Consider the following 26315-nt stretch of genomic DNA (forward strand, 5'->3'; position numbering starts at 1 on the left):
GGAGGCCCTATATTGGAATACTTAAAAAAAGAGAGCATTCTTGGTAACAAATCTCATAATGACGTTGAGAACACCGTGAAAACGATTATAGAAAATGTTAAAAAGAAAGGCGATAGTGCTGTTCAAGAGTATGAAAGAAAATTTGGTAATTCAGATCGTCATGTGCGGGTGGGTGATAAGGAGATTGAAGATTGTCATAATATACTTCCCAAAGACACAAAGCTTCTGATTGACCGAATTGTTGATAGAGTATCTGAGTTTGCAAAGGCCCAGATGGAATGTATATCACCTTTCGAAAAAGATTTTGGAGAAGGTATTAGAATGGGACATAGGGTGGTACCCATTGAAAACGTTGGTGCGTATATTCCAGGCGGAAGGTTCCCATTGCTATCCTCTGGACCTATGGTTGTTGCTCCTGCAAAGGTTGCCGGTGCAAAAAGAATAATAGCATGCAGCCCAGCTAACTACCAAGGGGGAATTCATCCGGCTGTATTATATGGATTGGTGCGTTCAGGTGCAACAGACATTTTTGCGATTGGAGGAGCACAAGCTATTGCGGCAATGGCTTATGGAACAGAATCCGTACCGGAAGTAGACATAATTTCTGGTCCCGGAAATATGTTTGTGGCAGAAGCGAAACGTCAAGTTTTTGGAAAGGTTGGAATTGACCTTATTGCAGGGCCGAGCGAAGTAATGGTATTAGCGGATGAGTATGCTTCGCCAAATAAAATTGCGGCGGATTTACTCGCACAGGCAGAACATGATCCTTACGCTCGTGCAATTCTCGTGACAACATCACGTGAAATCGCCACTTCAACATTAAAAGAAATTGAGAACATTTTATTGACATTCTCTGCAGCATCACCAGCACATGAATCATGGGAAAGTAGAGGAGAAATAATATATGTAGAATCGTTACAAGAAGGTTTAAGTATTTGTAACGATTATGCAATCGAGCATTTACATTTACATGTCAGAAATAGTAAAGAATTAACTTCAAAACTCTATAATTATGGCTCATTGTTTATTGGCGAGGACAGTTCTGTTGTGTTCTCAGATAAAGTTTCTGGAACGAATCATACACTTCCTACTCAAAAAGCAGCGAGGTATACAGGAGGTTTATGGGTTGGGAGTTACCTAAAAATATTAACACATCAGGAGATAACTGGTCCTGGGGTTCAATATTTGGCTTCTCATGCAGAGCAACAATCAGATATCGAGGGGTTAGAGGGTCACAAATTATCGGCGACAGTTAGAATGGGTTGATGACAAGATAGTGACTCATAGCTAAAGCAAGTGCTTGGCTTGTAGGTATATGGGACTCATTAATGTTCGCTATCTTCCTATACATCATTTTTCCTCTAGTGAATTTTTCTTTCAGTTAGTTGGGCCAATACATCGAACCATTTACCCCGTGGCTAATATGTTATATCTGAAGCTTTTAGTTAATGGAGGGGGAAAGGTCAGAAAACCCCCATATCAGTCAACCAAATGAAATTTAAAAAATATCTATTACTTAGATAAAAAGAAAGACGCTGACGGAATTCAATCTGTCAGCGTTTAATTTTTATGTTCATCTCACAATAGCTTCCTGAATACTTCTTTAATCACTGGTACCTATAAAAGTCAGACGCCATTCCGAATATATAACCCGGAATGCCAAAAGCTTTTCTTATAAAATGACTGTTTGAAAAGCTAGGTGAAAATGACTTCTCGGGCAGCCAATAATTAATAAAGAATATCAAATTTTGGCGTGCCTATGCATCATACAACTTAGAGATAACTTTAAATTCCATACGTATTGACAAAGGTACCTGTTAACATACAATGTGATTGATTCATTCAAAAAAACTCCTTCGACTGCGAAAATACTTTTTTCTGGTAATGGTTGGTGCGAAGGTACTGAACACTATCTTCTGCAATTATATAAGCCTGCCGTGTGTATAAGTACAAAGTGTACATGACTTTATTTTTGTCGACAATTTTTACAGACAGTTAAAGTTTGAGCAGATTCAGTTTTAATAGAATACAACAGCTTTATTCGTTTACGTCCACAAACTGGGCAGTTTCCACGCGAATTGGACGGCAGCCTTTTTAAAGTTTTCCCCCGGTTTCTTTTCGCCATTGCTAATCACCTCTATAGTAAGGATTTATCTATCTCTGTAGTAGATGATGATAAGGAGAAAATGTTGACGATAGAAAGAGAAAATCGTCAACATTCTTATTGGATTCTGAATGTGATCGGGGTTTTTTGTCTCTAAACAAGAAAAACGTCTACAGAATAGCACTTCATTGTGCTTCGTAGACGTTTTTTATTTATTTTCTTGTCCAAGTCGATTGAACTGGGACGTTGGCATCCAACAACAGATTCATGACTGGACATCTTTTTTCGACAGCCTGTTTCAATAGTTCGATCCGTTCCTCAGTCTCTTCCGTTGTCAATACCACATCAAACTGGACAGATTGGAAGTGTGGAGAGACACCTTCGACCCCTGCTAATCCTTGAAGATCTAGTTCACCTGAATTGGAAAATTCAGCAGCTTCGTATGAAAATTTCTGTTCCTTAGCAATGAGGGCGATCATGACAGATGTACAGCTGCTAAGACCGGCTAACACAAGTTCTACTGGATTCGGCCCTTCGTTCTTTCCTCCGAGGTTCTCAGGTTCGTCTACAATAAACGGTTCAAATGATCGGATGTCAATCTCAGTTTGTACTCCGCCTGTCCACTTCCCGCTTGTTTCCACTTGAATAAGTTGTTTTGTTGTCATGGGAATCACTCCTGTAAAGTATAGTAAGTTAATTGGTTTTATAAACTATAAACTATATTTTTAGAAAAATCAAGTCGCTTTAAAACTTCGAGCTTTTCACTCAGTTGAAAATTGAACTAGGCTAAAATATTTCTTTACGGCGTCTGAACCCAGTAGGCCACGTCATTGATAGCTGCATCCAATAGTTAAGTAACTTTGTCCTATTCGACCTATATGCATCATACATTTGTATGAATAACAGGAGGGGGAGCGGATGGGTTGGCGAAAATTAAAAGAAATTTAGACTTAGTGTGTTCATCGCTTGGAATAGTTTTAACATTTCTTTTGATTATGACAGCTGATAAACTACTTGATCCAATAAAAGGAAGACAGGATTATCATCTTAAAGGAGAAAAGTTCAGTGGGTTCTTCAGGAAAATGGGAAATGAAATTTCGGAAATCTGTGGATTACCTGCCACTGCCCCAGTTGAAAATACGTATAATGTTTTTAGTAATCTAATGATACCGTTATTATTAGTATGTATCTCTTTAGCAATTGCTTGTTTTGCATTTGGTTATCTTCTGAAAACAATGATATATTCGGATGATGTGTGGATTAATAAGGTCTTAAGTGGTATGTTGGGGGTATTATATCTTGGCATGATTTTACTAACTGCCCGTATTGCATGGTTTCTTTTCGTGCTTAATTTAAAAGTGTTCATAGGTTAGACAGTATGAAATCCTGAGTATGTAAAAACGGCTATAAATTGCATACCTTATTTCTTTTACCTAACACTTATAGCCGCTTGTAAAACCAATTTGAGTGTTGTGATTGCGAGAAGTTTTTATGAATAATATAAAAATTGTATCCGACTTGGAGAAGTGTCGAAATTGAGTGGGCGGCCAAGTGTTTTTAGACATTTAGTTTCCAAGCAATTACTACTTTTGGTTACCTCATGACAAACAAGCCATCGCATAATATTCTAAACATCACCCGATCAATATCCCCACGTAAATGGAAATAGAAGCTTTATTTGTATCTTTAAAATATGTATTTACTGATATCAATAGATATGCAATGCTGCTATGTGGGTATCTATCATCAAGAAAAATAATTTATATTGTGAAGGTCTTTCGCCAAAGTAAGGATTTGGTGAAAGACCTTTTTGTCATTTAGTAGTTAAATATTCTTATTAATTTCAACTTCTTCGTTTCGGGTAAAAGTACTTAATCTCTAAATAATATATGTGAATTTTTGATTAGAAATCTATGGCAGCAGTCAAAATATATGAAGAGTAGGGTGTTTTTACTATTTTTCAAATAGTTAGATAACTATATTGACAAATAGTCTCTATTTATTTAGTATACATATAAATTGGTTATAACCAGTTGAAGGGGAAGATAAATGGACAAAATGATGTAGCAAAAGAAATATTGTCGTTGAGAGCATGTACTATGGCGAATTGTGTTTAAAGAAAGAAATGGCTCTTTGTGAAATAAGAGAGGGAGGTCTAATCAGTAGAGTTTGAACAACTAAAAATGTTTACGGTTTATTACTTTTATTAGAGGAGGAATGGTACGTATGAAGAAGAAACTTATTGTGAAAAGTATTTTATCTATGCTTTTGATTTCGCCGTTAGTTGTTGGCCATGTTCACGCGGAGATATTGGATAAAGAACCTAATGTCCATAGACAATGGAAGTTAAAATACCAAGAGAACTTTAATAAAAAATTACCAACAGAAGAAACAAATTGGATTCTTGATAGCTATGGAGATGACAGCCCTTGGCATGTAGATCATCTTGACGACGATGGTGACTTTTTCAAAATCCAAGGAGGAGATGATTTTTTAAAGCAGCTTAATAGTTTTGATTTGTTACGAAAACAGATGAAGTTTGGAAAAGATGGCTGGCTGACTGCAGAGTTTGCGGTTAGGGACTATGATAAAAATGGGTTACCAGACACAGAAGCATTATTAGAAAATGTTCAATTGAAGAATGGAGGACAGGCTGCGAAGCTATCGACTAGCTTTGATTCAGGTTTAATCATTCGGTCCACAGAAGCTTTACCATCTGAATATAGAGTGGAATATGTGTTGAAAAATATAGACTTTGGTGGAAAAAGGAATGATAGCTTTCATTACGATAATAAGTTTAATGGCTATACAATGGATCAGCGTAAATCAAATCACCCATGGAAAAGAAACGGTGAATTTACTGGGGACTCCAATCATACGAATAAGAATTTCGGAGATGTAACGAATGAAAACGGTTACTATTTCTTATCCATTATGGACTATGAAAAACCTGCGCCCCATAACAATGTTTTTATCCATAATCATAGGAAAATAGGTATGGATGCGTACAACACTGATGCGACGTGGGCAAATTCATATGCAACTTGTAATCCTTCTACTGGGGAGTTATATAAGCAACTCAGTGACAAAAGTTCAAATAACGCGATAAATGGTATTTTCTTTGCAGGAGATACATTTAGAGATAAATCGATGGCTTATAATTCTTTTTTATTTGAAACTGAATGTGGATCCCTATCTGACACAGATACAGAGTATTCCATTATTTCTAATGCTGAAATTCAGCCTGAATTAATGCCTGATGAGGATTATAAATTTGCTATCGAGCGTAATAAAACAGGTTATGTAATGGAAATGACCGGGAACTTTAAATATATTGGGAAAAAAACGTTGCGATATGAAAGGGAATTTATTCAAGATGGCAGACCAATTTGGCATTATAATAACACTCCAGAAGAATATGATGGTCAGTATAATTCCACACTCACTTTTACTGGTCCACATGGCAGTTACTCTGTAGAACAATGGCCTGAAGGCTCTGCATACCCTGATAATTTCGTCATTGGAATCCCGCATATCAATTATTACGAAGGGTCGGCAGTTATCGATGACATAAAACTTTTCGTCCCACGGAACAACTCTTGGTAATATTTATTTGTCAAATCAGTATGGTATGTAAAATTTGACCTTATCTAAAATCAGTATTCACCTCGCCACTTTTTTTAGTGGTGGGGTGAATTTCATTTGTTTTACATTCTGGCAAGGGAAGAGACTTTGGTTAAATAGAAATAATATTTCCTTAGGTTTTCAAAGATTTTAAATGGAGTAAGTTGCACAGTCGCTATAAAAACTAAGTAAATGTATATTTTACTCTAGTATTTTTGTGTATTTTTTACTAAAACCCTTTACATTCTCAGAATACTTTGTTAGTATAAAAAATATACAAGTGGTTATAACCAGGTAGTTGCACGTAACTATCTGAGTTTTAAGTGTCATATAGTTAGGGGGTGCAAAAACTATGGATAAGAGTAGTAAGGTACCACTTTATTTGCAACTGATGGAGGTACTAATCAAGAAGATTGAAGGAAAAGAGTATGCTGAGCATGAGCAACTACCATCCGAACGCGATCTTTGTGAAATATATAAATTAAGCCGGATAACAGTAAGGCAAGCACTTCAGGATTTAGAACGCGAAGGATATATTTATAAATTGCATGGGGTGGGTACCTTTGTAGCCTCAAAATCATATAATCAAAACTTAGTTAAATTATATAGCTTTACTAATGAAATGGAGAAGTTAGGAAAGAAGCCTACGACAGAAGTATTATCTTTCAATGTGATCGCGATTGATGATCGATTAGCCAAAAAAATGAACTTATATACATTAGAAGAAGTCTATAAAATTGTACGATTGCGATTTGCGGATGGTAAACCACTAATGTTTGAAACTTCTTATTTACCTAAAAAAACATTTCCAAATTTAACTGAAAAAGACTTAAATGAAAGACCGATGTATGAGGTGTTTCATCAGGACTATCAAATTGGTGTTACAAAGGCAACGGAACGACTGTCGGCTACACTTATACAAGAGCAAGAGGCCCAATATTTAAATGTTAAAAGTAATCAACCTGGAATGTTAATTAAGCGTTATGCATATCATCAGGATCAATTGATTGAGTATACTATCAGTGTAGCACTTGGAGATAAGTTCTCGTATACCGTCGAATTAACGTAAAGAAAAGTCTAATACATGCTATCTAAGTAGTTTTATATTAGATTTTTCATCTAACTGGTTATGACAACATAACCAATAAGGAATATAATTATCTAATTGATAAAAGTGGAGGTTTAACATGTTCAACTTAAATCAAGAAAATTTAATAGAAATGAAAGCGCTTCAAACCGCCGGTGAAATTTACCAGCAACCAACTGTCTGGGATGAGTTGATTTCTTCACTAGCTCAGAAAAAAGCTGTTACTCAAAATTTTATACAATCGATTTGTCGTAAACATGAGTTGGTAAGAGTTATTTTTACAGGTGCAGGTACATCTGCGTTCGCGGGGGATACAATTGTCCCTATATTGCGTAAACAAAATCAAGAAAATAAGTGTTTGCAATTCGAATCCATCCCTACAACCGATATCGTTTCAAATCCAAAGGAATATTTGATTCGTCATGTTCCTACAATTATGGTATCTTTCGCTAGATCAGGGAATAGCCCAGAAAGCGTTGCAGCTGTCTCTTTAGGGAGAGAAATTATTAAGGATTTTTACCAAGTCGTTGTAACTTGCAATAAGGAAGGGAAGCTTGCAAATAATATTATAGATGATGAAAATAGCATGACAATTCTGACGCCTGAAAAAGCAAATGATCAAGCGATGGCTATGACTAGTAGTTTCACAAGTATGCTAATTGCCGCGTATACGGTTTTTGCAGATGACGAAATGATAGTGAATAATATGAAGGCGGTTATTGAAAGCGGTAAACGTTTAGTCGAAACCGTATCTGATCAAGTGGATGAGATTTTGAAATTTAATTTTGAGCGTATTATTTATTTAGGATCTGGAATTTTAGGACAGCTTTCACATGAAGCCGCTCTAAAAATGTTGGAACTATCAGCGGGTCAAGTAGTGGCGATGCATGAATCTTCATTAGGTTTTCGACATGGACCTAAGTCGATCTTAAATGATAAAACGGTAGTTGTTCTTTTTGTCTCACAGGATTCTCATACAAGAAAGTATGATCTGGATATCTTGCGTGAAATAGCTTCAGACCAATCTGAATTAAAGATTGTTGTATTAACAGATAAACGTGATGCTGTAGTCGAAGAACTTGCGGATTGGATAATCCCCGTTAGTTCAGAGAATTTGGAGTTATCCAGTGACTTTGATCTAGCTTTGCTATATGTAATCTTTGCTCAAGTCTTTGCAATGAAAAAGTCTCTGCAACTTGGCATCACACCAGATAATCCAAGTCCCGAAGGTCGAATCAACCGGGTAGTTGAGGGCGTTACCATTTATAACTATATCAACTAAAAAGGAATGTTATTATGCTGAAAAATATACTAACTAAAGAAACGGTTGTTGTAGAAGAAGCATGTGATACATGGCAAAATGCGGTACAAAAAGGCGGAATATTATTAAAAAGAACAGGGGCTATTGAGGATGGTTATATTACAGCGATGGCAGAGTCCGTTGAGAAGAACGGTCCGTATATGGTCATTGCCCCAGGAATTGCCTTGCTTCATGCAAGGCCAGAAGATGGTGTAAATGAAGCGTGTATGAGTTTACAAATCCTAAAAACTGGTGTGCCTTTTGGTCATGAAGAAAGAGATCCGGTAACTTTAGTTTTTGCATTTGGTGCAGTGGATGCACAATCTCACTTACAAGCATTACAGCAATTAATGGAATTATTTAATGATGAGGATAGATTAACTAAGCTTAGAAACTCTCAGAGTGTAGAAGAAGCATTAATACTTCTAAATGAATTATAAACTAGTGAAAAGGGTGAAGATTATATGATGGCATTAAATTATATTGAGCAAATAGAGGAGATTATTAAAAAAGTGAAGGCTACCCAAATGGATGCAATTCATGAAGCTTCTTCGTTAATCAAAGAGGCAGTCAAAAACGAACGATTGGTTCATGTTTTTGGCTGTGGACATTCTCAAATGTATGCAGAAGAAATTTTTTACAGAGCCGGTGGGTTAGTGGCTGTCAATCCGATACTTGAGCCTGCTTTATCTTTAAGACCTGAAGCTACAAAAAGTACCTGGTTTGAAAGGTTAGATGGCTATGCGAAAAAAATTCTTGATAGTGAAGAAGTAGAAAAAGGAGACGTCATCATTATAGCTTCGACGTCGGGAAGAAACTCAGTCCCAATTGAAATGGCATTAGAAGCAAAGGAAAAGGGATTAAAGGTGATTGCGTTAACATCAACTGAATTTACTAACGACGTTACATCTAGACATGTATCTGGGAAAAAATTAATCGATATTGCGGATGTCGTTCTGGATAATTGTGGAGTTAGTGGAGATGCAGTAATTGAAGTAGAGGGGTTTGCAACAAAGTTTGGTCCTACATCTTCTATTATAGGATTTATGATTTTGCAAAGCATCATCGCACAAACCATTAGCGATCTAGTAAAGGAAGGAACTGAGCCGAGTGTATGGGTGAGTTCTAATTTAGATAAAGGTGACGACATTAACAAAGGACATATAAAAAATTACAAAAATCGAGTTAAATGTTTATAAAATAAAAAAAGAGGAGAATTCGTATGAAAATTTATACAGTTTGTGGAATGGGTTTTGGAACTAGTCTAATGGTGAAGATGACAATTGATGATGTTTTAAAAGAGATTGGTAAAGAAGCAAATGTTGAGGCAATTGATATGGGTTCAGCGAAAGGTCTGAGTGCAGATTTATTTGTTACTTCTAACGATATGCAAGGCTCGTTTCCAAGTGTTGATGCTCCAGTAATTTATTTGAAGAACATGGTAGATAAAGCAGAAATTCAAGACAAGATTAAAAACTTTTTTGAAACGGAATAAGAAGGATCGTGTTGGCGGAAAGGATAGAAGAACGGCTATAAAGGAAATGGGGGGATACACGTGCTTGAATTCATAATTCAATTATTGACAACACCAGCCATCATGCTCGGGCTAGTAGCCTTAATAGGTCTATTAATTCAACGTAAGGCATTTAGTGAAGTTGTTAAAGGAACTTTCAAAACTATTTTAGGTATACTCATTTTAAGCGCTGGGGCGGCTATTATTGTTCAATATATTACGCCGTTCAGTGAAATGTTTACACAAGCTTTTAAATTGACGGGAGTTGTACCGTTTGATGAAGCAGTAATAGGTGCTCTATCAGAAAGCGTTACTGAAATAGCTCGAAATACATCATTGATATTAGCATTTGGGTTCATTGTAAATATCATTCTAGCAAGGTTTTCACCATTTAAGTATATCTATTTGACAGGGCATATGCTTTGGATTATGTCAGGAGCTTTAGCTTGGGCTTTTTATGATCTAGGGTATTCTACTACGGAAGCAGTATTATGGGGTTCTTTAATTCAAGGACTAGTTTTAGTTCTATTTCCGGCTTTAGCTCAGCCGGTTATGAGGAAAATTACTGGTAATGATGAAATTGCGTATGGACATTTAACGACAAGTGGTGTTGTTTTATCAGCTTATATTGGGAAACTATTTGGAGATGCTTCGAAAGATTCTGAGGAAGTTAAAATGCCTAAAGGTCTGGAGATGTTTAAAGACACGGCAATTTCAATTTCAACAGTCATGTTAATTTTGTATTTAGTCACAACTCTTGTGGCGGGACCTAAGTTTGTCAGTACATTAAGTGGGGAGCAGAATTGGCTAGTGTTTTCCATCGTTCAGGCTTTTGGTTTTACTGCTGGAGTTCTCGTTTTACTTCAGGGGGTAAGAATGTTTTTGGGCGAAATTGTTCCAGCATTCCGTGGTGTTGCGGTTAAATTGGTTCCAGGCGCAAAACCAGCACTCGATGTGCCTGTAATTTTTGGGTTTGCTCCAACTGCTTTAATGATCGGTTTTGTTTTCTCCGTAATTGGTATGATTATTGGAATGTTTGTCTCCAAAACATTTGGTACGGTTATTCCCCTACCTTCTATAATAGGGGGATTCTTTACAGGGGGAGCAGCTGGTATATTCGGAAATGCCCTAGGAGGAAGACGCGGCGCTATGATTTCAGGCGTAGTATATGGTTTAATTTTAACTATACCTGTTGCTTTATTCTATCCATTATTTGGACTAGAAGTATATGGCGTCTCGGGTATTGCACTCTTAGTACCAGATGCGATTATAGTACTTACCTTGCTAAAGGTATTCTCAAGTCTGAATATCATACCTGTCGTTGTAATCCTATCTATTATAGGTGTGCTAGCAACAGGATTTATTAAGAGAAAAAAGAAAACAGAAAATGAAGAGAAAAAAGAAGAGAAGTTTGCCTAGTGAGTGTGCAAATGTTAGCTGACTTAGGGTTGGCATGTCTGAATTATTAGTTTATAAGTGTGGGATAATTGATTTTTTAAAAAGGAAGCAAAAAAATGACATATTATATTTACGCTGATCGATTTCTACTTAAAAACGAAACGAAAAAAAAGGGTTATTTAAAAGTAGAGAATGGAGTTTTCGGTAAATTCAGCAATGAAGCCCCCGAAAACGTTGAGGTAAAGGATTGGTCAGGGTTCACCATAGCTCCTGGCTTGTTCGATACCCATATTCATGGAATCAAGGGATATGACGTCATGGACGGGACAACAGAAGCAATCCAAGAAATTTCGAAAGCGATCGTTCAACTTGGCGTCACCCGTTTCCTACCAACCACTTTAACTTCATCCAATGAAGCATTAGAACAAGCAATCAACGCTATTGTTCGTGCAACGAACAGCGGGCTATCAGGGGCCCAGTCAGAAGGCATATTTTTAGAAGGTCCTTACTTCACTGAAAAACATAAAGGTGCACAAAATCCTGGCTATTTTAAGAACCCTGACGTAACTGAATTTAAAAGATGGCAAGATCTTGCAGACGGAAGTATTGTGAAAATTGCGTTAGCCCCAGAACGGGATCGTGCAATGGATTTTATTAGAGAAGTTCATGGACAGGTATTGGTTAGCATTGCGCATACAGAAGCAGATTTTGATTGCTGTCTGCAAGCAGTAGATAACGGCGCCCGTAACTATGTTCATCTGTTCAATGGGATGTCGGGTCTACATCATCGTGAGCCTGGTGCGGTCGGTGCCGCTTTAACGGATTCACGTGCCTATGCAGAATTAATTTGCGATGGCTATCATGTACATCCAGTTATTGCAGCCATGGCGTTGGAGAAAAAACAAGAAAAACTAGTGTTGATTACGGACTGTATGCGTGCTGGATTAATGCCAGATGAACAATATTATTTAGGGGAATTTCCGGTGAACATTGCAAATGGCATTGCTCGTACGGAAACAGGCTCCCTTGCCGGAAGTACGTTGAAACTGATTGATGGAGTTCGAAACTTACAAAATTGGAGTAATCGTCCTTTACATGAAATATGGCATCGAGGTTCTTTGTCACCTGCAGCTAGTATAGGAAAAGCAGACAAGTTCGGAAGCATCGAAAAAGGGAAAGTTGCAGACTACGTAGTGCTTGGTCAGGATTTGACGGTTATGGCAACAGCGATAGATGGGGTAGTGAACTACGTGAGGGATGATTTCACAAAATGATCCTGCATACGAAAAATCGGTAATTAGGAGGAAACAGTATGACGCATTTACGAAACACAAAGGATATGTTGATTAAAGCCAGAAGAGAAGGATATGCGGTCCCAGCATTCAACATTCATAACCTGGAAACTATACAAACTGTAATCGAGGCTGCAGTTGAAATGAAATCTCCAGTTATTTTGGCTGCGACGCCTGGAACGATGAACTATGCGGGGCGTGCTTATATTCAAGCAATTGCCGAAGTAGCTGCTCAAGAGAATGAAATTCCGATCGCTTTGCATCTAGACCATCATGAAACACTTGAATCTATTGAAGAATCGCTAAAATTAGGAACGAAATCTGTAATGATTGATGGTTCACACAATTCATTTGAAGAAAATATAGAACTAACAAAAACAGTAGTTGAATTGGCACATTCATATGGAGCAACTGTTGAAGCAGAACTAGGCAAACTGGTCGGTCAAGAAGATGATTTAATTGTAGAAGCGAAAGATGCCGCTTATACGGATCCTGAAACCGTAGTAGAATTTGTAGAACGTACTGGAGTAGATACATTGGCCGTTGCAATCGGAACGGGGCACGGTGTGTACGAAACAAAGCCGGAATTAGACTTCGAACGCTTAGAAACAATAAAAAACTTAATCGGTATTCCGATTATTTTGCACGGTGCATCTGGTATCTCTAAAGAAGATGTTCAAAAATGTATTGCACTTGGCTGTGCGAAAGTGAATATTTCTACAGAATTGAAAATACCTTTCTCTACAGCACTTCGCCAATTTTTGATTGAACATCCGAATGAATCGGATACGAGAAAGTATATGGGACCTGCAAAGGAAAAAATGAAAGAAGCTGCCATCAGCAAAATTTTAATTTGTATGAGTGATGGAAAAGCATAATCACTCGCAGTTATAAGTACAAATTGACCAAGAAAGGGTGCAGCTAAATGATACTTACTGTAACCTTGAATCCTTCTGTTGATATAAGCTACAAACTTGAAGATTTTAAGTTGGACGCAGTAAATCGTGTTGGAAACATATCAAAGACAGCGGGCGGAAAAGGATTAAATGTTTCTAGAGTTTTAGTTCAATTAGAAGAAGAGGTTGCGGCTACTGGATTTCTAGGCGGAAGTCTAGGAGGCTTTATCCGTGAACAAATTAATAATCTTTCAATAGGAGATTGTTTTATAGATATCATAGAAGAAACTAGGAATTGTATTGCTGTTATCCATAATGAAAAACAGACAGAAATTCTAGAAAATGGTCCACGGATTAGTAAAAAGGAAGCCAAAGAATTTTTGGAGCAGTTTCAGTCCTTTGTCAATAAAGTAGATATCATTACGATCTCAGGCAGTTTGCCAAGAGGCTTAGAAGCGAACTATTATGGAGAGTTGCTAAAGATTGCTCATGAAAATCAATCGTTCGTATTGTTAGATACAAGTGGAGAGGCGCTCAAATATTCTTTGGAAGGCAACTACAAACCCTTTTTGATAAAACCCAACCAAGAAGAGTTGGAAGAGTTAATAAATCGGAAAATTAATACGGAAACAGACACGATTCAAGCGTTGCAGCATCCGATCCTAAACGGTATAACATGGGTGGTCGTTACTTTAGGTGGTCAGGGCGCATTAGTTCGCTATGAAGAAAAAGTGTACCGTGTGCAAATTCCTGAAGTGAAAGTGATAAACCCTGTAGGATCAGGTGATTCTGTCATTGCAGGGTTCGCAGCAGGTTTCTCACGTAAACTGCCTCCACAAGAAGTAATTAAATATGGAATCGCGATGGGAGTTCTAAATGCAATGCAGGAAAAGACAGGTTCTATTGATACCGAACTTGTAAACAGGTGTATTGGTGAGATAAAGGTAGAAATGTTTAATTGAATCCCATGATCGAACTTTCTATCAGTTAAAGTAGGCTAGGAAGTATTCGAATTAATCTATAAAGGAGATTGAACAATATGATTGAAAAAAACTTTAACGTAATCGATGAGGCAGGCGTTCATGCACGTCCTGCATCTGTATTAGTTAACGTGGCGAATGATTATAAATCAGAAATAAAAATAATTTATAAAGAGAAAACTGCAAATTTAAAATCCATTTTGGGTGTGATGGCTCTTGGAATTCCATTTGGTGAGGGATTTACAATTACGGCGGAAGGAACGGATGAAGTAGAAGCAGTAAAAGAACTAGAAGAAACGTTGAAAACCGAAAGATTGGTTAACGCATGAACTTACAAGGAATCGCTGCATCGAGCGGCATTGCCATTGCAAAGGCTTATCTTCTAGTCGAGCCAGACTTGTCTTTCGATAAAAGAACGATTGAGGACAGCGAAAAAGAAATCGAGCGTTTCCAGTCTGCAATGTCTATCGCCAAAAGTGAATTAAAAGATATTCGCGTAGCTGCTGAGAAAGAGTTTGGAGCAGCAGAGGCAGCAATATTCGATGCACACATCTTAGTGCTGGAGGATCCAGAGTTAATAACACCTATTGAAGAAAAAATTAACATAGAAAGAGTAAATGCAGAATATGCACTTAAAGAGTCAACAGATATGTTTATTGGGATGTTTGAGGCAATGGACAATGAATATATGCAAGAACGAGCAGGGGATATCCGAGATGTAACGAAACGAATTTTGTCTCATTTACTAGGTGTTAAAGTTGTAAATCCAAGTGCCATTTCTGAAGAAGTTATAATTATAGCGGAAGACTTAACTCCTTCAGACACAGCTCAATTAAATCGTATGTATGTTAAAGGTTTTGCAACGAACATAGGTGGGAGGACATCCCATTCCGCAATTATGGCCCGTTCATTGGAAATACCAGCGGTTGTAGGAACCAAAGAGTTAACACAGCATATCAAAGATGGTGATATGGTCATTGTAGATGGGTTAAATGGAATTGTGCATATTAATCCTACTTCTGAGCAAATAGCGATACATGAAAACGAACAACAAAAATACAAGGAACAAAAAGCAGAATGGGCGAAGTTGATAAATGAAAAAACGACTACTTCGGATAACCACTATGTAGAGTTAGCGGCAAACATCGGTAGCCCAGAAGATGTAGCCAGTGTTTTTTCGAATGGCGGAGAAGGTATCGGTTTATATCGAACGGAATTTTTGTATATGGGTAAAGATCGATTGCCTACCGAGCAAGAACAGTTTGAAGCATATAAAATTGTTCTTCAAAAAATGGGGAGTAAACCGGTTGTTGTGCGGACATTAGACATTGGCGGGGATAAAGAACTTTCATATTTAAATCTACCTAAAGAATTGAATCCATTTTTGGGATCCCGAGCAATACGTTTATGTTTGGAAGAACAGCACATTTTCCGAACCCAGTTAAGAGCTCTTTTACGAGCAAGTACATTCGGGAATTTGAAAATTATGTTTCCAATGATTGCAACGCTAGATGAATTCCGCCAAGCTAAAGGCATGTTGGAAGAAGAGAAAAAAATACTCTTAGAAAATGGCACAATAGTTGCAGATGGGATTAAAATCGGCATCATGGTAGAGATTCCTTCAACTGCTCTACTAGCGGATCAGTTTGCAAAAGAAGTGGATTTCTTCAGTATAGGAACAAATGATTTAATTCAATATACGATGGCGGCAGATCGTATGAATGAACGTGTTTCCTACTTGTATCAACCATACAATCCAGCAATTCTGCGGCTTGTTAAGATGGTGATTGATGCGTCACATCGTGAAGGGAAATGGACAGGGATGTGCGGAGAAATGGCCGGAGACGAAATTGCAATTCCAATATTACTGGGTTTGGGATTGGATGAATTCTCAATGAGTGCTTCGTCGATTCTAAAAGCACGCAAGCAAATCAGCCAATTGAAACAAAGCGAGATGGTAGAACTTGCAAATGAAGCACTTAAGCTTGGTACAAATGAAGAAGTTGCCCGGACTGTCAGGATCCGCTGTAATTTATAATGTTGACGATGAACTTTTTATTTCCAAGGTGCCTATGACATTGTTTCCTGGAACAATAAACAGTGAAACTATTAAAACTGGGCATAGGCACTTTTCACATACATAACTGTATAACTTTTACCGTAAATACTGCCGCGTGCGGTATTTTTTCAGCTCTTTTTTAAAGATACTTATGAATGGACTGGCATTTCTAATTTTGTGAGCAGTCTGAACAGAAAGAGTGCGGCTAAATCAATAATCCTAACATTAAAGAAACCACTCGTGATATATCTTCTTTAGCGCAGGGTATCCCAACAATCACTACTTCTGGATTCCTCATGACAAACAAGCCATTCCATGATAACCTATATCTCAACCAATCAATCAAAATAAAGGATGATTTGTGATGGCTCCACTTATTATTTTCATATCAACTATTATTCTATCGCTCATTTTTATGATGGTAAGTGTCCGGAAATTCTATAAAAAAGAATTGAAACGCAAAGGAATTTACGACAATTTCTATTTTAAATATCAATCTGTGGAATGTCCGCACAGCAAACAAAAAAAGCTTTCTGAAACTACTTGGCTTGATCATTTTACAATGAAGCGGGAAATTGGCGGAAGTGTCCAAAGCGGGCTTGCGAAAGTCAGCATTACACGTACACAGCATCGCCTGTTTTGTGAAGAATGCGGAGAAAAAAGGTGGTTCGGTCAGGTGAATTCGATGAGTGAGCTTTGGCCTTTAATATTCGTTTTCTTGAAATACATGCTGGTTACACTATTGTCGCTCGTTGTTTTGGCAAATATTTTTGTGAAAGTTGGTGCTTGGTGGTTTTAGTGTTCGAATAGCGCTTGTTTTCACTTCATAACTTAAATCATATAGTCGATAAATGAACTACCCTTCGTTGCTAGACACTATCTAACAACGAGGGAGCGGTGATCGAATTCACGATTAGCCCTTTCTTTATCTAACCAGCTAAGCCTCCCTTTTATTCCTTGCAAAATGCTCCCTCTCCACCAGAAAAGAAACAAATAAGCTCCCGATAATCGCCCACAAAGGCGCACTAATATTAAAGAAACTCACATCCGACATTCCGATAATCAAAGCAAAAAACGAACCCATTTGAAATTTATTTGCTGAAAAGGCTGTCTTAAGGGAAGTAATAAGAACTCCAAGCATCGCAAGGCCCGCAATCACACTGACAATTACACCAGGCATAGCAATTACCAGTGGCACGACTGCAGCTGCAAACAACCCAAAAATAGAAAATAACCCACCACTGACAACCGCTGCCGCATATCGACTCTCTTTTGTTCCGACCTCTTCGGCAGAACAAATCGCCGTCATCGGCCCAGCGATATTAATAGCATGACCACCGAAAAATGAAGCAATCAGACCAGTACTTGAACCATAAATCGCCATCGCGTTATTCGGCGGTTTATAACCTTGAGCCATTAAAACTCCTGATGCTTGAGCATTTTCCGTACAAATGATAAGCAATGCAAGAGGAACACCAATAGATAAAATGGCATCCAAACTGAACTCGGGCAGCATCAACTGTGGAAGTATGAATGAATTTTGAACAGATTGGATCTGAAATTCATTTGTCATGAGGGCCAGACAAACCGCGACGACCAATGCCACCAAAACAGGGGGAATTTTATTAAAAAGTCGAGTCGACAGTAAAAAAACTATAATAGCTGAACCTGCCAGTAAGGGCGAAAGTGTTATCGCTGTAATCATATCAGTGGCAAAACGGATCATCACGCCAACGATCATCCCCATAACAATAGGCACCGGAATCCATTTCATCACTTTGTCGATGACACCTGACGCACCGAGAAGGATTACGATAATGTGGGCAACCAGATAAGCCCCTACCGCTTCTTTTAATGTAAAATGCGTCAACGCACCGGCAACTAAAACAGCTCCAGCAATTGAATGGGCACCTACGATGGGCTGACGATATTTCAATGCTAAAATCATACCGAGCAGTCCACTGAAAAAATAAATAGCAAATATCCAACTGATCGTCTCGTTGTATGTCAAGCCGCCACCTGTTGCCCCTCCAATGACAATTAAAGCAGGGCCTGTACAGCCGAAGATCGCTGCTACTAAGCCGGAGCTTGCCGTTTTGACGTTTAAATTTTGGCGAAAGTCTTTCAAGTGTGCGGATAAAGTATCTGCTGTCACGTTGACACCCCCTGGACCTACTGTTTTATCTAATATACACCAAACAAAGTCTTTGTATTGTAAATACTTGTGAAAAACCCCTTTTTTCTTCTATTTAGAAGGGAGGGGCAGAAGGATATAATTAGTGATTATTTTTGAGGTAGTTTGTATACAGTATAAAGTAGGATAGATATTGGTTTCTGTTGCCTATACGCCACGCATTCAGAGTCGGTAGATTAGAAGTTGAAGTGGATATTTATCGATTCACCTCCCATGAAGAAATCCTAAATAAGCCTTCGCCTGATTGATCATGTAAAGGCTTTTTAAAACATAAATCGGAAAATTTTTATACTTTAAGTCAAGATATCCAGACTGATTTTCTTTTTTATCAAAGAATCAATAAAATGCGCTAACTCTTGGAAGTAATAGCTCTTATGGTCGTGAACCCTAAATAGCTATCGCGTGGAAAACCCGATAATAAAGGGAAGTATTTGGAAAGAAGAAAGCGATGATACAAACAGAGCAGGCACCTTCCTTCTAAAAATCTAAAATTCTCTGGTATACACAGTTTCCATTAATAAACGTACCATCCACGGTAGTACGCAAATCGAAAGGATCACCATTCCACACAACAAAATCTGCATCTTTTCCAACTTCAATCGATCCAACCCGATCTGCTATCCCTAAGTGCTTCGCTGCGTTCAATGTAATTGCTTGTAATGCTTTTACCTCTGCCAATCCATTTTTAACCGCCAGAATTGCACTTGTCATTAAATGTTCGATGCTTACTACAGGGTGGTCAGTCGTCAAGGAGAAAGGGACATTGGCATTGTCTAACGCAAGGACAGTTTCCCAGCTTTGTTCTGCCAGTTCGAATTTGGGCCGGCTGGACATGGTAGGGCCAACTGCTACTCGAACGTTTCTTTCTGCTAAGAGATCAATGATGAGATGTCCTTCTGTGGCGTGTTCAATCGTAACATCGATTTGAAACTCTTTTTGGAGTCTGAGTATCGTCGCGATGTCGTCCGCTCTATGTGCATGGACCCGCAGTGGAATATCGCCATGTAATACTTTTACGATATGGTTCAGCCCTAGGTTAGGCGGGCAATTTCCTTTTTGTCGATGATCATCATAATATTGTGCCTCCATTAGTTTTTCACGTAAACGGGCGGCAATCCCCATTCTTGTTTGGACGGTTTTCTGATGATGATTTTTTGGGTTTTCTCCCATGGCTGCCTTAAGTCCAGATGGATTACGGACGATGCAATCATCCACAATTGTTCCCGCTGTTTTAATGACGACCATTTCACCGCCAATAACGTTTGCGCTCCCGGGCATGACCTGGACGGTCGTGACTCCTGCTCGGCGTGCATCTTCAAACCCACTATCTTTCATTGTGATGGCATCAATCGAATTGACTTCAGGAGTAGAATCAGAACTAGATTCATTGAAATCGTGCCCAGCTTCTCCTATGCCTTGTTGGTTAATGCCGAGATGTGTGTGTACATCGATCAGACCTGGAGTAATTACTTTTCCCTTTGCGTCGATGACGTTTGTGCTTGGCTGCGTCATCTCATCTGGATTCGCAAATTTCCCTTCAGCTACTCCTATAGTTTCATAGGAAGGCGATTGACACTCCCCTTTGTATACTAGGGCATTTTTTATAAGTAGCATCATGTATTCCTCCTTTTGACTGCTAATAGATATAGCTTAAACTACTAGCAGTCAATTGAAGTTAGAAGTTATAACAAAATGTTAACGCTTACCTTTAGAATATATTCTATATTATTTAGCTTGTTCCTAAATTAAACTATAAGTAGTTAGATAATTTAAAAAAGGAGTGAGGTTACATGAAGAGGCTAGTCGGCTTGTTTGGAATTTTTTTATTGTTAATGCTAGCGGCGTGTTCTGCAAATGAGGAATCTTCGCCTAAAGATGAGGAGAAGCCAAATTCGAATGATAAGACGGAGAGCACAGGAGAGCCGATTGAAGGTGGAAAATTAACGATAGTAGATCTAAATGATGCGCAAGGGCTGGACCCGCATAGTGAAACTAACGCGCAATCGATGCATTATATTGAGAACATGTACAACACGCTTTTTAAGTACAAAGAAGGTACTTATGGTGAAATTGAAGGAGATCTGGTACAAAACTATGATATTTCAGAAGATGGAAAAATATACACGTTCACGCTTCAGGAAGGAGTCAAATTCCACAATGGTGATGATTTGACGTCTAAAGACGTGAAATATTCAATAGAGCGGATCGTGGATCAGCTCGTTCGTGCTCCTCAATTTGAAGATGTAGAGTCAATTGCAACACCAGATGACCAAACTGTGATTGTCAATTTGAAAAAGCCGGTCGCTCCATTTTTGACGTTTCTTGCGTATCCAATGAATGCAATCGTCAATCAGTCGGTCGTGGAGGAAAATGGTGGTAGCTTGGATAATGCAGATGCGGGAAGCGGTCCGTTCCAGTTGGTGCATTGGAAGAAAGACCAAGAGATGGTACTTGAAAAGTTTGCAGATTATTTTAAGGAAGGCTTACCGTATTTAGATCAAGTTACTTGGAAAGCAGTGCCAGATGAGACCTCAAGAACGACTGCAATTCGGAATAAAGAGATTGATATTATTTTACAGTTATCACCAAAAGACATTCAATTACTTTCAAAATCGGATGATCTATCAGTAGAACCTGTAACAGGAACTTATTGGGAGTATATGGGTTTGAATGTGAATGCCGGTCCGCTGAAAGAGAAAGCTGTGAGACAGGCGATCGCGACTGCAATTGATAGGGAAGTGATGAATAATTCGGTAAAGTTTGGACAAGCGACGATTTTGGCGGGTGGTCCGATACCTGAAGGTCACTGGGCAGATGCAAAGCTAGATACGTATTCGAAACCAAATATTGAAAAGGCAAAATCTTTACTGAAGGAAGCCGGATATGAAGATGGTTTTGCTATTTCATTGAAAGTCGGACAGAACAAAGCGCAAGTGGATGCAGCACAAGTGATCAAACAGCAATTGCAACCGGTTGGAATTGATGTGGAAATACTGCAACAAGAGGACAGCATCTTCTTTGATGCCCTAGGAAAGAAAGATTTTGAAATGTCCATTGTCGGTTGGGTTGGATTTGTAGATCCAGATGAATTCTTGTATAACATTTTTCATACAGACGAAGTGTGGAACCAACAAGGCTACTCTAATGCAGAAGTTGATCGTTTGTTAGAAGAGGGCAGAGAGACAGCAGATCAAGATGAACGTTTTGAAATCTATAAAGAAGCCCAGTCCATTATTGTTAAAGAGGCTCCCATGGTTTTCTTGTACGCCAATCAGCATGCATCTGCAATTCAAAAGGGAGTTCATGGATTTGACGTGAACCCAACAGTATCTACCAAATCATTAGAAAATACATGGATCGATCGCTGAGAGCTAGACAAGGGGGTGAATAAAACACACCCCTTTCTACATAAGGAGGTGTCTGTTTGTTTGTATATATCTTACGTCGCTTGCTAATCGCAGTTCCGGTACTGTTTGGAATATCAGTACTTGCCTTTTTTATGGTGAGATTAGTACCGGGTGATACAGTAACGGCTATGCTAGGAACGAATTACAATGAGGCTCAGGCAGAAATCCTACGGCAAAAGTATGGCTTGGATCAGTCAATATTTGTTCAATATGGTATCTGGATCATGAATGTCTTAAAAGGAGATCTTGGTATCTCTTCGCTTACAAATGAACCAGTTTTAGAAATACTGATCAATCGTCTTCCAATTACTTTAGAACTCACTGTAATTAGTATTCTTTTTGCTTTGTTGATTGCGATACCGTTTGGAACAATTGCGGCTTTGAAGCGAAATACACCGATCGATTATGGTGCAAGCTTCTTCGGAATGTTTGGTATTTCCGTACCTAATTTTTGGCTCGGTACATTGATGATCTTATATTTTTCACTTCATCTGAGTTGGTTGCCCTCTAGTGGTTTCGTGCCACTCTCTGAAGGAGTTTGGATGAATCTAAAGACGATGATAATGCCGGGGATTGCGTTAGGAACCTCAGTCGGAGCAGTCACGATGAGAATGACCCGTTCATCTATGTTGGAAGTGTTAGGTGAAGAATATATGAAAATGGCAAAAGCGAAAGGAGTTACGAATTCTCGTCTCATTTGGAAGCATGGATTGCGAAATGCTCTAGTTCCCGTAGTCACAGTGCTGGGAATTCAGGCGGGATATTTATTGGGTGGTTCAATCATTATTGAACAAATCTTTTCGTTGCCGGGGATCGGACAGCTGGCATTGCAGGCAATTTCAAACCGCGATTATAGTTTGTTGCAAGGAGCCATTTTATTCATAGCGAGCGCTTTTGTATTGATTAATCTAGCTGTGGATATTATTTATGCCTTGATCAATCCGAAAATCAGATACAGTTAGAGTGAGGTGGGATGACAAATGAAAGATACTTGGAAAAGGTTTAAGAAAAATCGTTTTGCGTTCGTTGGCTTCCTGCTCATAGCCCTCATTCTAATTGTAGCACTGCTGGCGAAATGGATTGTTCCTTTCGATCCGTATTACATGGATCCGAATAGTACGCTCACAGCTCCGAATAGTGAGCATTGGTTCGGGACAGATCAATTCGGACGTGATATTTTCAGTAGAATTTTATATGGAACGCAAATTTCATTGAAAGTAGGTTTAATCGCAGTCGGTTTTTCATTATTCTTTGGAACGATTATAGGAATCGTTGCAGGCTATTTTGGAGGAAAGATCGATCAAATTCTATCTAGGATAACAGATGTATTGTTTTCATTTCCGGATATTTTATTGGCTTTGGTCATTATGGCGATTTTAGGACCGAGTTTGACGAACTTGATGATTGCGATTGGAATTGTCTATACACCAATTTTTGCCCGGATTGCTCGGGGAGCGGTACTTAACATTCGGGACTCGTTATATATTGAGGCTGCACGTTCAATGGGAGTCAACTCCTTTCAAATTATGTTGCGGCATATTTTACCGAACTCATTAGCGCCGCTCATCGTACAAGTTACGCTTTCGTTTGCATTCGCAATCTTGGCGGAGGCTGCTCTAAGTTTCTTAGGGTTGGGAGTTTCGCCTGATACGCCATCTTGGGGAATTATGTTGAGTGAAGCGAAGGATTGGATGGAGATTTCTTGGTGGACTGCGATTTTCCCTGGGATTGCTATAACGCTGTCGGTGCTAAGTTTCAATATTATGGGTGATGGGTTACGTGATGCACTAGACCCAAGGCTGAAAAATGAATAAAAAAGGAGGTCAGCTACTATGCCTGATATGAAAAAAACGTTACTTGAAGTAAAATCATTGACCACGTCTTTTCGTACGGACAGAGGAGTGGTAAGGCCTGTTGACAATATCTCCTTTACAATAGAACATGGACAGATTCTGGGTATTGTCGGAGAGTCTGGATCTGGTAAAAGTATGACTTCCCAATCAATTTTACGACTAGTGGGTAGTAGAAAAAGTGAAAAATTAGCAGGTGAAGTATTATTTGAAGGGCAGAATTTGCTTGAGTTGAAAGAGAAACAGATGCAGAAAATCAGAGGAAAAGAAATCAGTTTAATTGCACAAGATCCGATGACGTCATTAAATCCTGTATATACAGTAGGAAATCAAATTGCAGAAGTACCATTTATCCATGAGAAGAGTTCTAAGAAAAGTTCTTGGGAGAAAGCCGTTGCAATGATCAAAAGAGTAGGGATTCCTTCCGCGGAAGTTCGGGCAACACAGTATCCACACGAATTCAGTGGAGGAATGAGGCAACGTGGGGTGATTGCTATGGCGCTTGCAGGTAATCCAAAGCTTCTTATTGCAGATGAGCCGACTACTGCGCTGGATGTAACAATCCAGGCTCAAATTTTGGAGTTGATTCGAGATTTGCGTGATGAAACGGGCGCTGGAATCATGTTGATCACTCATGATCTAGGAGTTGTTGCAGAAATATGTGATCAAGTAGCTGTCATGTATTCGGGCAAGATTGTAGAAAAGGCGTCTGTGGATGAATTGTTTTCAAAGCCAAAGCATCCGTATACGAAAGGATTGTTGTCTTCCCTTCCAAAACTAGGAGATAAAACACGATTAAAGTCTATACCGGGGCAGCCGCCTAATCTGCACCATTTGCCTACAGGTTGTGCATTTGCAGATCGGTGTCCATTAGTTATGGACGTATGCAAAGGGGTTCATCCTAATCTTCGAGGAGTTGGTCCTGATCATGAAGTCGCCTGTTATCTATACGGAGAGGAGGAAGGAAATGCAAATGAGTTATGAGGAGCTTGTTCGGGTAGAAAATCTGACAAAGCATTTTAGCTTAGGCGGATCATTTTTTAATAAAAATACAAACACCATCCGTGCAGTGGAAGACTTATCATTCTCTGTTTACAAGGGAGAAACACTTGGAATCGTTGGAGAATCGGGCTGTGGGAAATCGACTACTGGACGCCTTCTTCTGCGATTAATGGAGTCGACTTCGGGGTCAGTGTTTTTTGAGGGTTCTAATATCATGGATTATTCCAAGGAAGAGCTTCGCGCAAAGAGAAAAGATTTTCAGATGATTTTTCAAGATCCCTATGCCTCATTGAATCCGCGGATGACAGTTGAAGAACTGATCAGCGAGCCGCTGAGAACTTACAAAGTGAAAGATAGAAAAGAAAGGCTAGTGAAGTTAGTGGATTCAGTCGGCATTCCAAAAGACTATTTGAACCGTTACCCACATGAATTTTCCGGTGGGCAACGCCAGCGGATCGGAATCGCTCGTTCTCTCGCATTGAATCCCAAATTCATTGTCGCCGATGAACCAGTTGCTGCATTGGATGTATCGATTCAAGCACAAATTATTAATTTGATGAAAGATCTGCAAGATGAGTATGATTTGACCTATTTGTTTATTGCTCATGATTTAAGTGTAATAGAGTATATAAGTGACAGGATCGCGGTAATGTATCTTGGCAGTATCGTGGAATTAACTGCGAGTGAACGTTTATATGAGAAGCCTCTGCACCCTTATACTCAAGCTCTCATATCAGCCATCCCCATACCCGATCCATCTAATTCACGTAAAAGTATAAAATTGAACGGAGATATCCCCAGCCCGATGGATCCGCCCGTTGGGTGTAAATTTCACACGCGTTGTCCTTTGGCGAAAAATATTTGTAAACAGATAGTTCCGCAGCTTGTTGAAGCAGAACCTGAACATTTTGTTGCGTGTCACATAGTAGAGGAGAGTTTAACATGACGTATTCAATCATTGCACGATGTCCTGATACAGGTAATTTTGGAGCCGCCATTGCCTCTTGTTTTCCAGCGGTAGGCGCACATTCACCGGCAATTCAAGCAGATGTAGGAATCATCGCAACACAAGGTTGGGTGAATCCTTCACTTGGGGGAAAAGGCATGCAATTTTTGAGCGCGGGCCAAACTGCTAATGCAACCTTGAACACATTGCTTCATGGTGATCCGGGAAGGGAACTGCGTCAATTGGCCATTTTAGATCGTTTTGGAAATAGTGCAGTATATACAGGAATCGAAAATGATGAGGAAAAAGGACATATTATTGGTAATCAGTATGCTATTTTAGGTAATCTTTTAGCAAGTAAAGATGTATTAGACGGAATGGCAAATGCATTTGAACATACCGATGGAAAATTGGAAGATAAGCTGCTAGCGGCCTTGGTGAAAGGGGATCAGATGGGGGGAGACCGAAGAGGCAAGCAGTCTGCAATACTTAAGGTTGTGGCGTTAGAAGGTTATCCTTATGTAGATTTCAGGGTGGATGATGCGGAAGAGCCGGTACTTGAATTAGAACAGATATACTTGAAAAATAAGTGTGTTTTGATTGATCGATATGATGAATGGGTGGAAACGATTGAAGCTGGTATTAGACTGACATAGATCGAAA

Annotated in this window: 24 protein-coding genes; 21 read left to right on the forward strand and 3 right to left on the reverse strand. The window is 38.9% G+C overall.

Features of this window, described 5'->3' with window-relative positions:
• Positions 1 to 12 precede the first annotated feature (12 nt).
• Complete coding sequence (gene hisD, locus MKX97_RS04295; protein ID WP_342537058.1) at positions 13 to 1266, forward strand: histidinol dehydrogenase; 1254 nt, start codon at positions 13 to 15, stop codon at positions 1264 to 1266.
• A 1050-nt stretch (positions 1267 to 2316) separates the two neighbouring features.
• Here hisD and MKX97_RS04300 read toward each other — a convergent pair.
• A complete protein-coding gene (locus MKX97_RS04300) occupies positions 2317 to 2769 on the reverse strand; it encodes an OsmC family protein (protein WP_342537059.1) in 453 nt (150 codons plus the stop codon).
• A 258-nt stretch (positions 2770 to 3027) separates the two neighbouring features.
• Here MKX97_RS04300 and MKX97_RS04305 point away from each other — a divergent pair, with 258 nt between their 5' ends.
• From MKX97_RS04305 to MKX97_RS04370, 14 genes are all read left to right on the forward strand, one after another.
• Positions 3028 to 3477: a hypothetical protein gene (locus MKX97_RS04305; RefSeq protein WP_342537060.1), complete on the forward strand. Its 450-nt coding sequence runs from the start codon at positions 3028 to 3030 to the stop codon at positions 3475 to 3477.
• Positions 3478 to 4330: 853 nt separating this feature from the next.
• The gene (locus MKX97_RS04310) at positions 4331 to 5710 is read left to right on the forward strand and encodes a hypothetical protein (RefSeq protein WP_342537061.1); all 1380 of its coding nucleotides are present in this window, start codon (positions 4331 to 4333) and stop codon (positions 5708 to 5710) included.
• 370 nt (positions 5711 to 6080) lie between these two features.
• The gene (locus MKX97_RS04315) at positions 6081 to 6797 is read left to right on the forward strand and encodes a GntR family transcriptional regulator (RefSeq protein WP_340758421.1); all 717 of its coding nucleotides are present in this window, start codon (positions 6081 to 6083) and stop codon (positions 6795 to 6797) included.
• 118 nt (positions 6798 to 6915) lie between these two features.
• Positions 6916 to 8097 (forward strand): SIS domain-containing protein, encoded by a 1182-nt coding sequence (locus tag MKX97_RS04320; protein ID WP_340758422.1) that lies wholly within the window; start codon positions 6916 to 6918, stop codon positions 8095 to 8097.
• Between the two features lie 14 nt (positions 8098 to 8111).
• Entirely contained in the window at positions 8112 to 8555 is a 444-nt protein-coding gene (locus tag MKX97_RS04325) for a PTS sugar transporter subunit IIA (protein ID WP_340758423.1), read from the forward strand.
• A gap of 24 nt (positions 8556 to 8579) precedes the next feature.
• Positions 8580 to 9314 (forward strand): SIS domain-containing protein, encoded by a 735-nt coding sequence (locus MKX97_RS04330; protein WP_340758424.1) that lies wholly within the window; start codon positions 8580 to 8582, stop codon positions 9312 to 9314.
• A gap of 23 nt (positions 9315 to 9337) precedes the next feature.
• Positions 9338 to 9610, forward strand: coding sequence for a PTS sugar transporter subunit IIB (locus MKX97_RS04335; protein WP_340758425.1), 273 nt, complete (start codon positions 9338 to 9340; stop codon positions 9608 to 9610).
• Between the two features lie 60 nt (positions 9611 to 9670).
• A complete protein-coding gene (locus MKX97_RS04340) occupies positions 9671 to 11047 on the forward strand; it encodes a PTS ascorbate transporter subunit IIC (protein ID WP_340758426.1) in 1377 nt (458 codons plus the stop codon).
• Between the two features lie 95 nt (positions 11048 to 11142).
• Positions 11143 to 12300 carry an N-acetylglucosamine-6-phosphate deacetylase gene (nagA, locus tag MKX97_RS04345; protein WP_342537062.1) on the forward strand — a complete coding sequence of 386 codons (1158 nt, stop codon included), beginning with the start codon at positions 11143 to 11145 and terminating at the stop codon, positions 12298 to 12300.
• A 38-nt stretch (positions 12301 to 12338) separates the two neighbouring features.
• Complete coding sequence (gene gatY, locus MKX97_RS04350; RefSeq protein WP_340758428.1) at positions 12339 to 13196, forward strand: tagatose-bisphosphate aldolase subunit GatY; 858 nt, start codon at positions 12339 to 12341, stop codon at positions 13194 to 13196.
• A 47-nt stretch (positions 13197 to 13243) separates the two neighbouring features.
• Positions 13244 to 14176 carry a 1-phosphofructokinase gene (gene pfkB, locus MKX97_RS04355; protein ID WP_340758429.1) on the forward strand — a complete coding sequence of 311 codons (933 nt, stop codon included), beginning with the start codon at positions 13244 to 13246 and terminating at the stop codon, positions 14174 to 14176.
• A 77-nt stretch (positions 14177 to 14253) separates the two neighbouring features.
• Complete coding sequence (locus tag MKX97_RS04360; RefSeq protein WP_342537063.1) at positions 14254 to 14523, forward strand: HPr family phosphocarrier protein; 270 nt, start codon at positions 14254 to 14256, stop codon at positions 14521 to 14523.
• Positions 14520 to 16232, forward strand: a complete 1713-nt coding sequence (gene ptsP / locus MKX97_RS04365) for a phosphoenolpyruvate--protein phosphotransferase (protein WP_342537064.1) — start codon at positions 14520 to 14522, stop codon at positions 16230 to 16232. The genes MKX97_RS04360 and ptsP overlap by 4 nt, the downstream gene beginning before the upstream one ends.
• A gap of 385 nt (positions 16233 to 16617) precedes the next feature.
• A complete protein-coding gene (locus MKX97_RS04370) occupies positions 16618 to 17052 on the forward strand; it encodes a hypothetical protein (RefSeq protein ID WP_340758432.1) in 435 nt (144 codons plus the stop codon).
• 138 nt (positions 17053 to 17190) lie between these two features.
• Here MKX97_RS04370 and MKX97_RS04375 read toward each other — a convergent pair whose 3' ends face one another.
• Positions 17191 to 18408 carry a benzoate/H(+) symporter BenE family transporter gene (locus tag MKX97_RS04375; protein WP_340758433.1) on the reverse strand — a complete coding sequence of 406 codons (1218 nt, stop codon included), beginning with the start codon at positions 18406 to 18408 and terminating at the stop codon, positions 17191 to 17193.
• Between the two features lie 516 nt (positions 18409 to 18924).
• Positions 18925 to 20061: an amidohydrolase family protein gene (locus tag MKX97_RS04380; protein WP_340758434.1), complete on the reverse strand. Its 1137-nt coding sequence runs from the start codon at positions 20059 to 20061 to the stop codon at positions 18925 to 18927.
• A gap of 176 nt (positions 20062 to 20237) precedes the next feature.
• Here MKX97_RS04380 and MKX97_RS04385 point away from each other — a divergent pair, with 176 nt between their 5' ends.
• The 6 genes from MKX97_RS04385 to MKX97_RS04410 are packed head-to-tail and all read left to right on the forward strand — an operon-like array spanning position 20238 to position 26308.
• Entirely contained in the window at positions 20238 to 21815 is a 1578-nt protein-coding gene (locus MKX97_RS04385) for an ABC transporter substrate-binding protein (RefSeq protein WP_340758435.1), read from the forward strand.
• A 56-nt stretch (positions 21816 to 21871) separates the two neighbouring features.
• Complete coding sequence (locus MKX97_RS04390) at positions 21872 to 22816, forward strand: ABC transporter permease (protein WP_340758436.1); 945 nt, start codon at positions 21872 to 21874, stop codon at positions 22814 to 22816.
• Between the two features lie 18 nt (positions 22817 to 22834).
• A complete protein-coding gene (locus tag MKX97_RS04395) occupies positions 22835 to 23668 on the forward strand; it encodes an ABC transporter permease (protein WP_340758437.1) in 834 nt (277 codons plus the stop codon).
• A gap of 27 nt (positions 23669 to 23695) precedes the next feature.
• Positions 23696 to 24688: an ABC transporter ATP-binding protein gene (locus MKX97_RS04400; protein WP_340760904.1), complete on the forward strand. Its 993-nt coding sequence runs from the start codon at positions 23696 to 23698 to the stop codon at positions 24686 to 24688.
• The gene (locus MKX97_RS04405) at positions 24678 to 25652 is read left to right on the forward strand and encodes an oligopeptide/dipeptide ABC transporter ATP-binding protein (RefSeq protein WP_340760905.1); all 975 of its coding nucleotides are present in this window, start codon (positions 24678 to 24680) and stop codon (positions 25650 to 25652) included. The genes MKX97_RS04400 and MKX97_RS04405 overlap by 11 nt, the downstream gene beginning before the upstream one ends.
• The gene (locus MKX97_RS04410; RefSeq protein ID WP_340758438.1) at positions 25649 to 26308 is read left to right on the forward strand and encodes a DUF1028 domain-containing protein; all 660 of its coding nucleotides are present in this window, start codon (positions 25649 to 25651) and stop codon (positions 26306 to 26308) included. Before MKX97_RS04405 ends, MKX97_RS04410 begins: the two co-directional genes overlap by 4 nt.
• Positions 26309 to 26315: the final 7 nt, after the last annotated feature.

It is taken from the genome of Sporosarcina sp. FSL K6-3508, from assembly GCF_038615825.1.
Lineage (GTDB): Bacteria > Bacillota > Bacilli > Bacillales_A > Planococcaceae > Sporosarcina > Sporosarcina newyorkensis.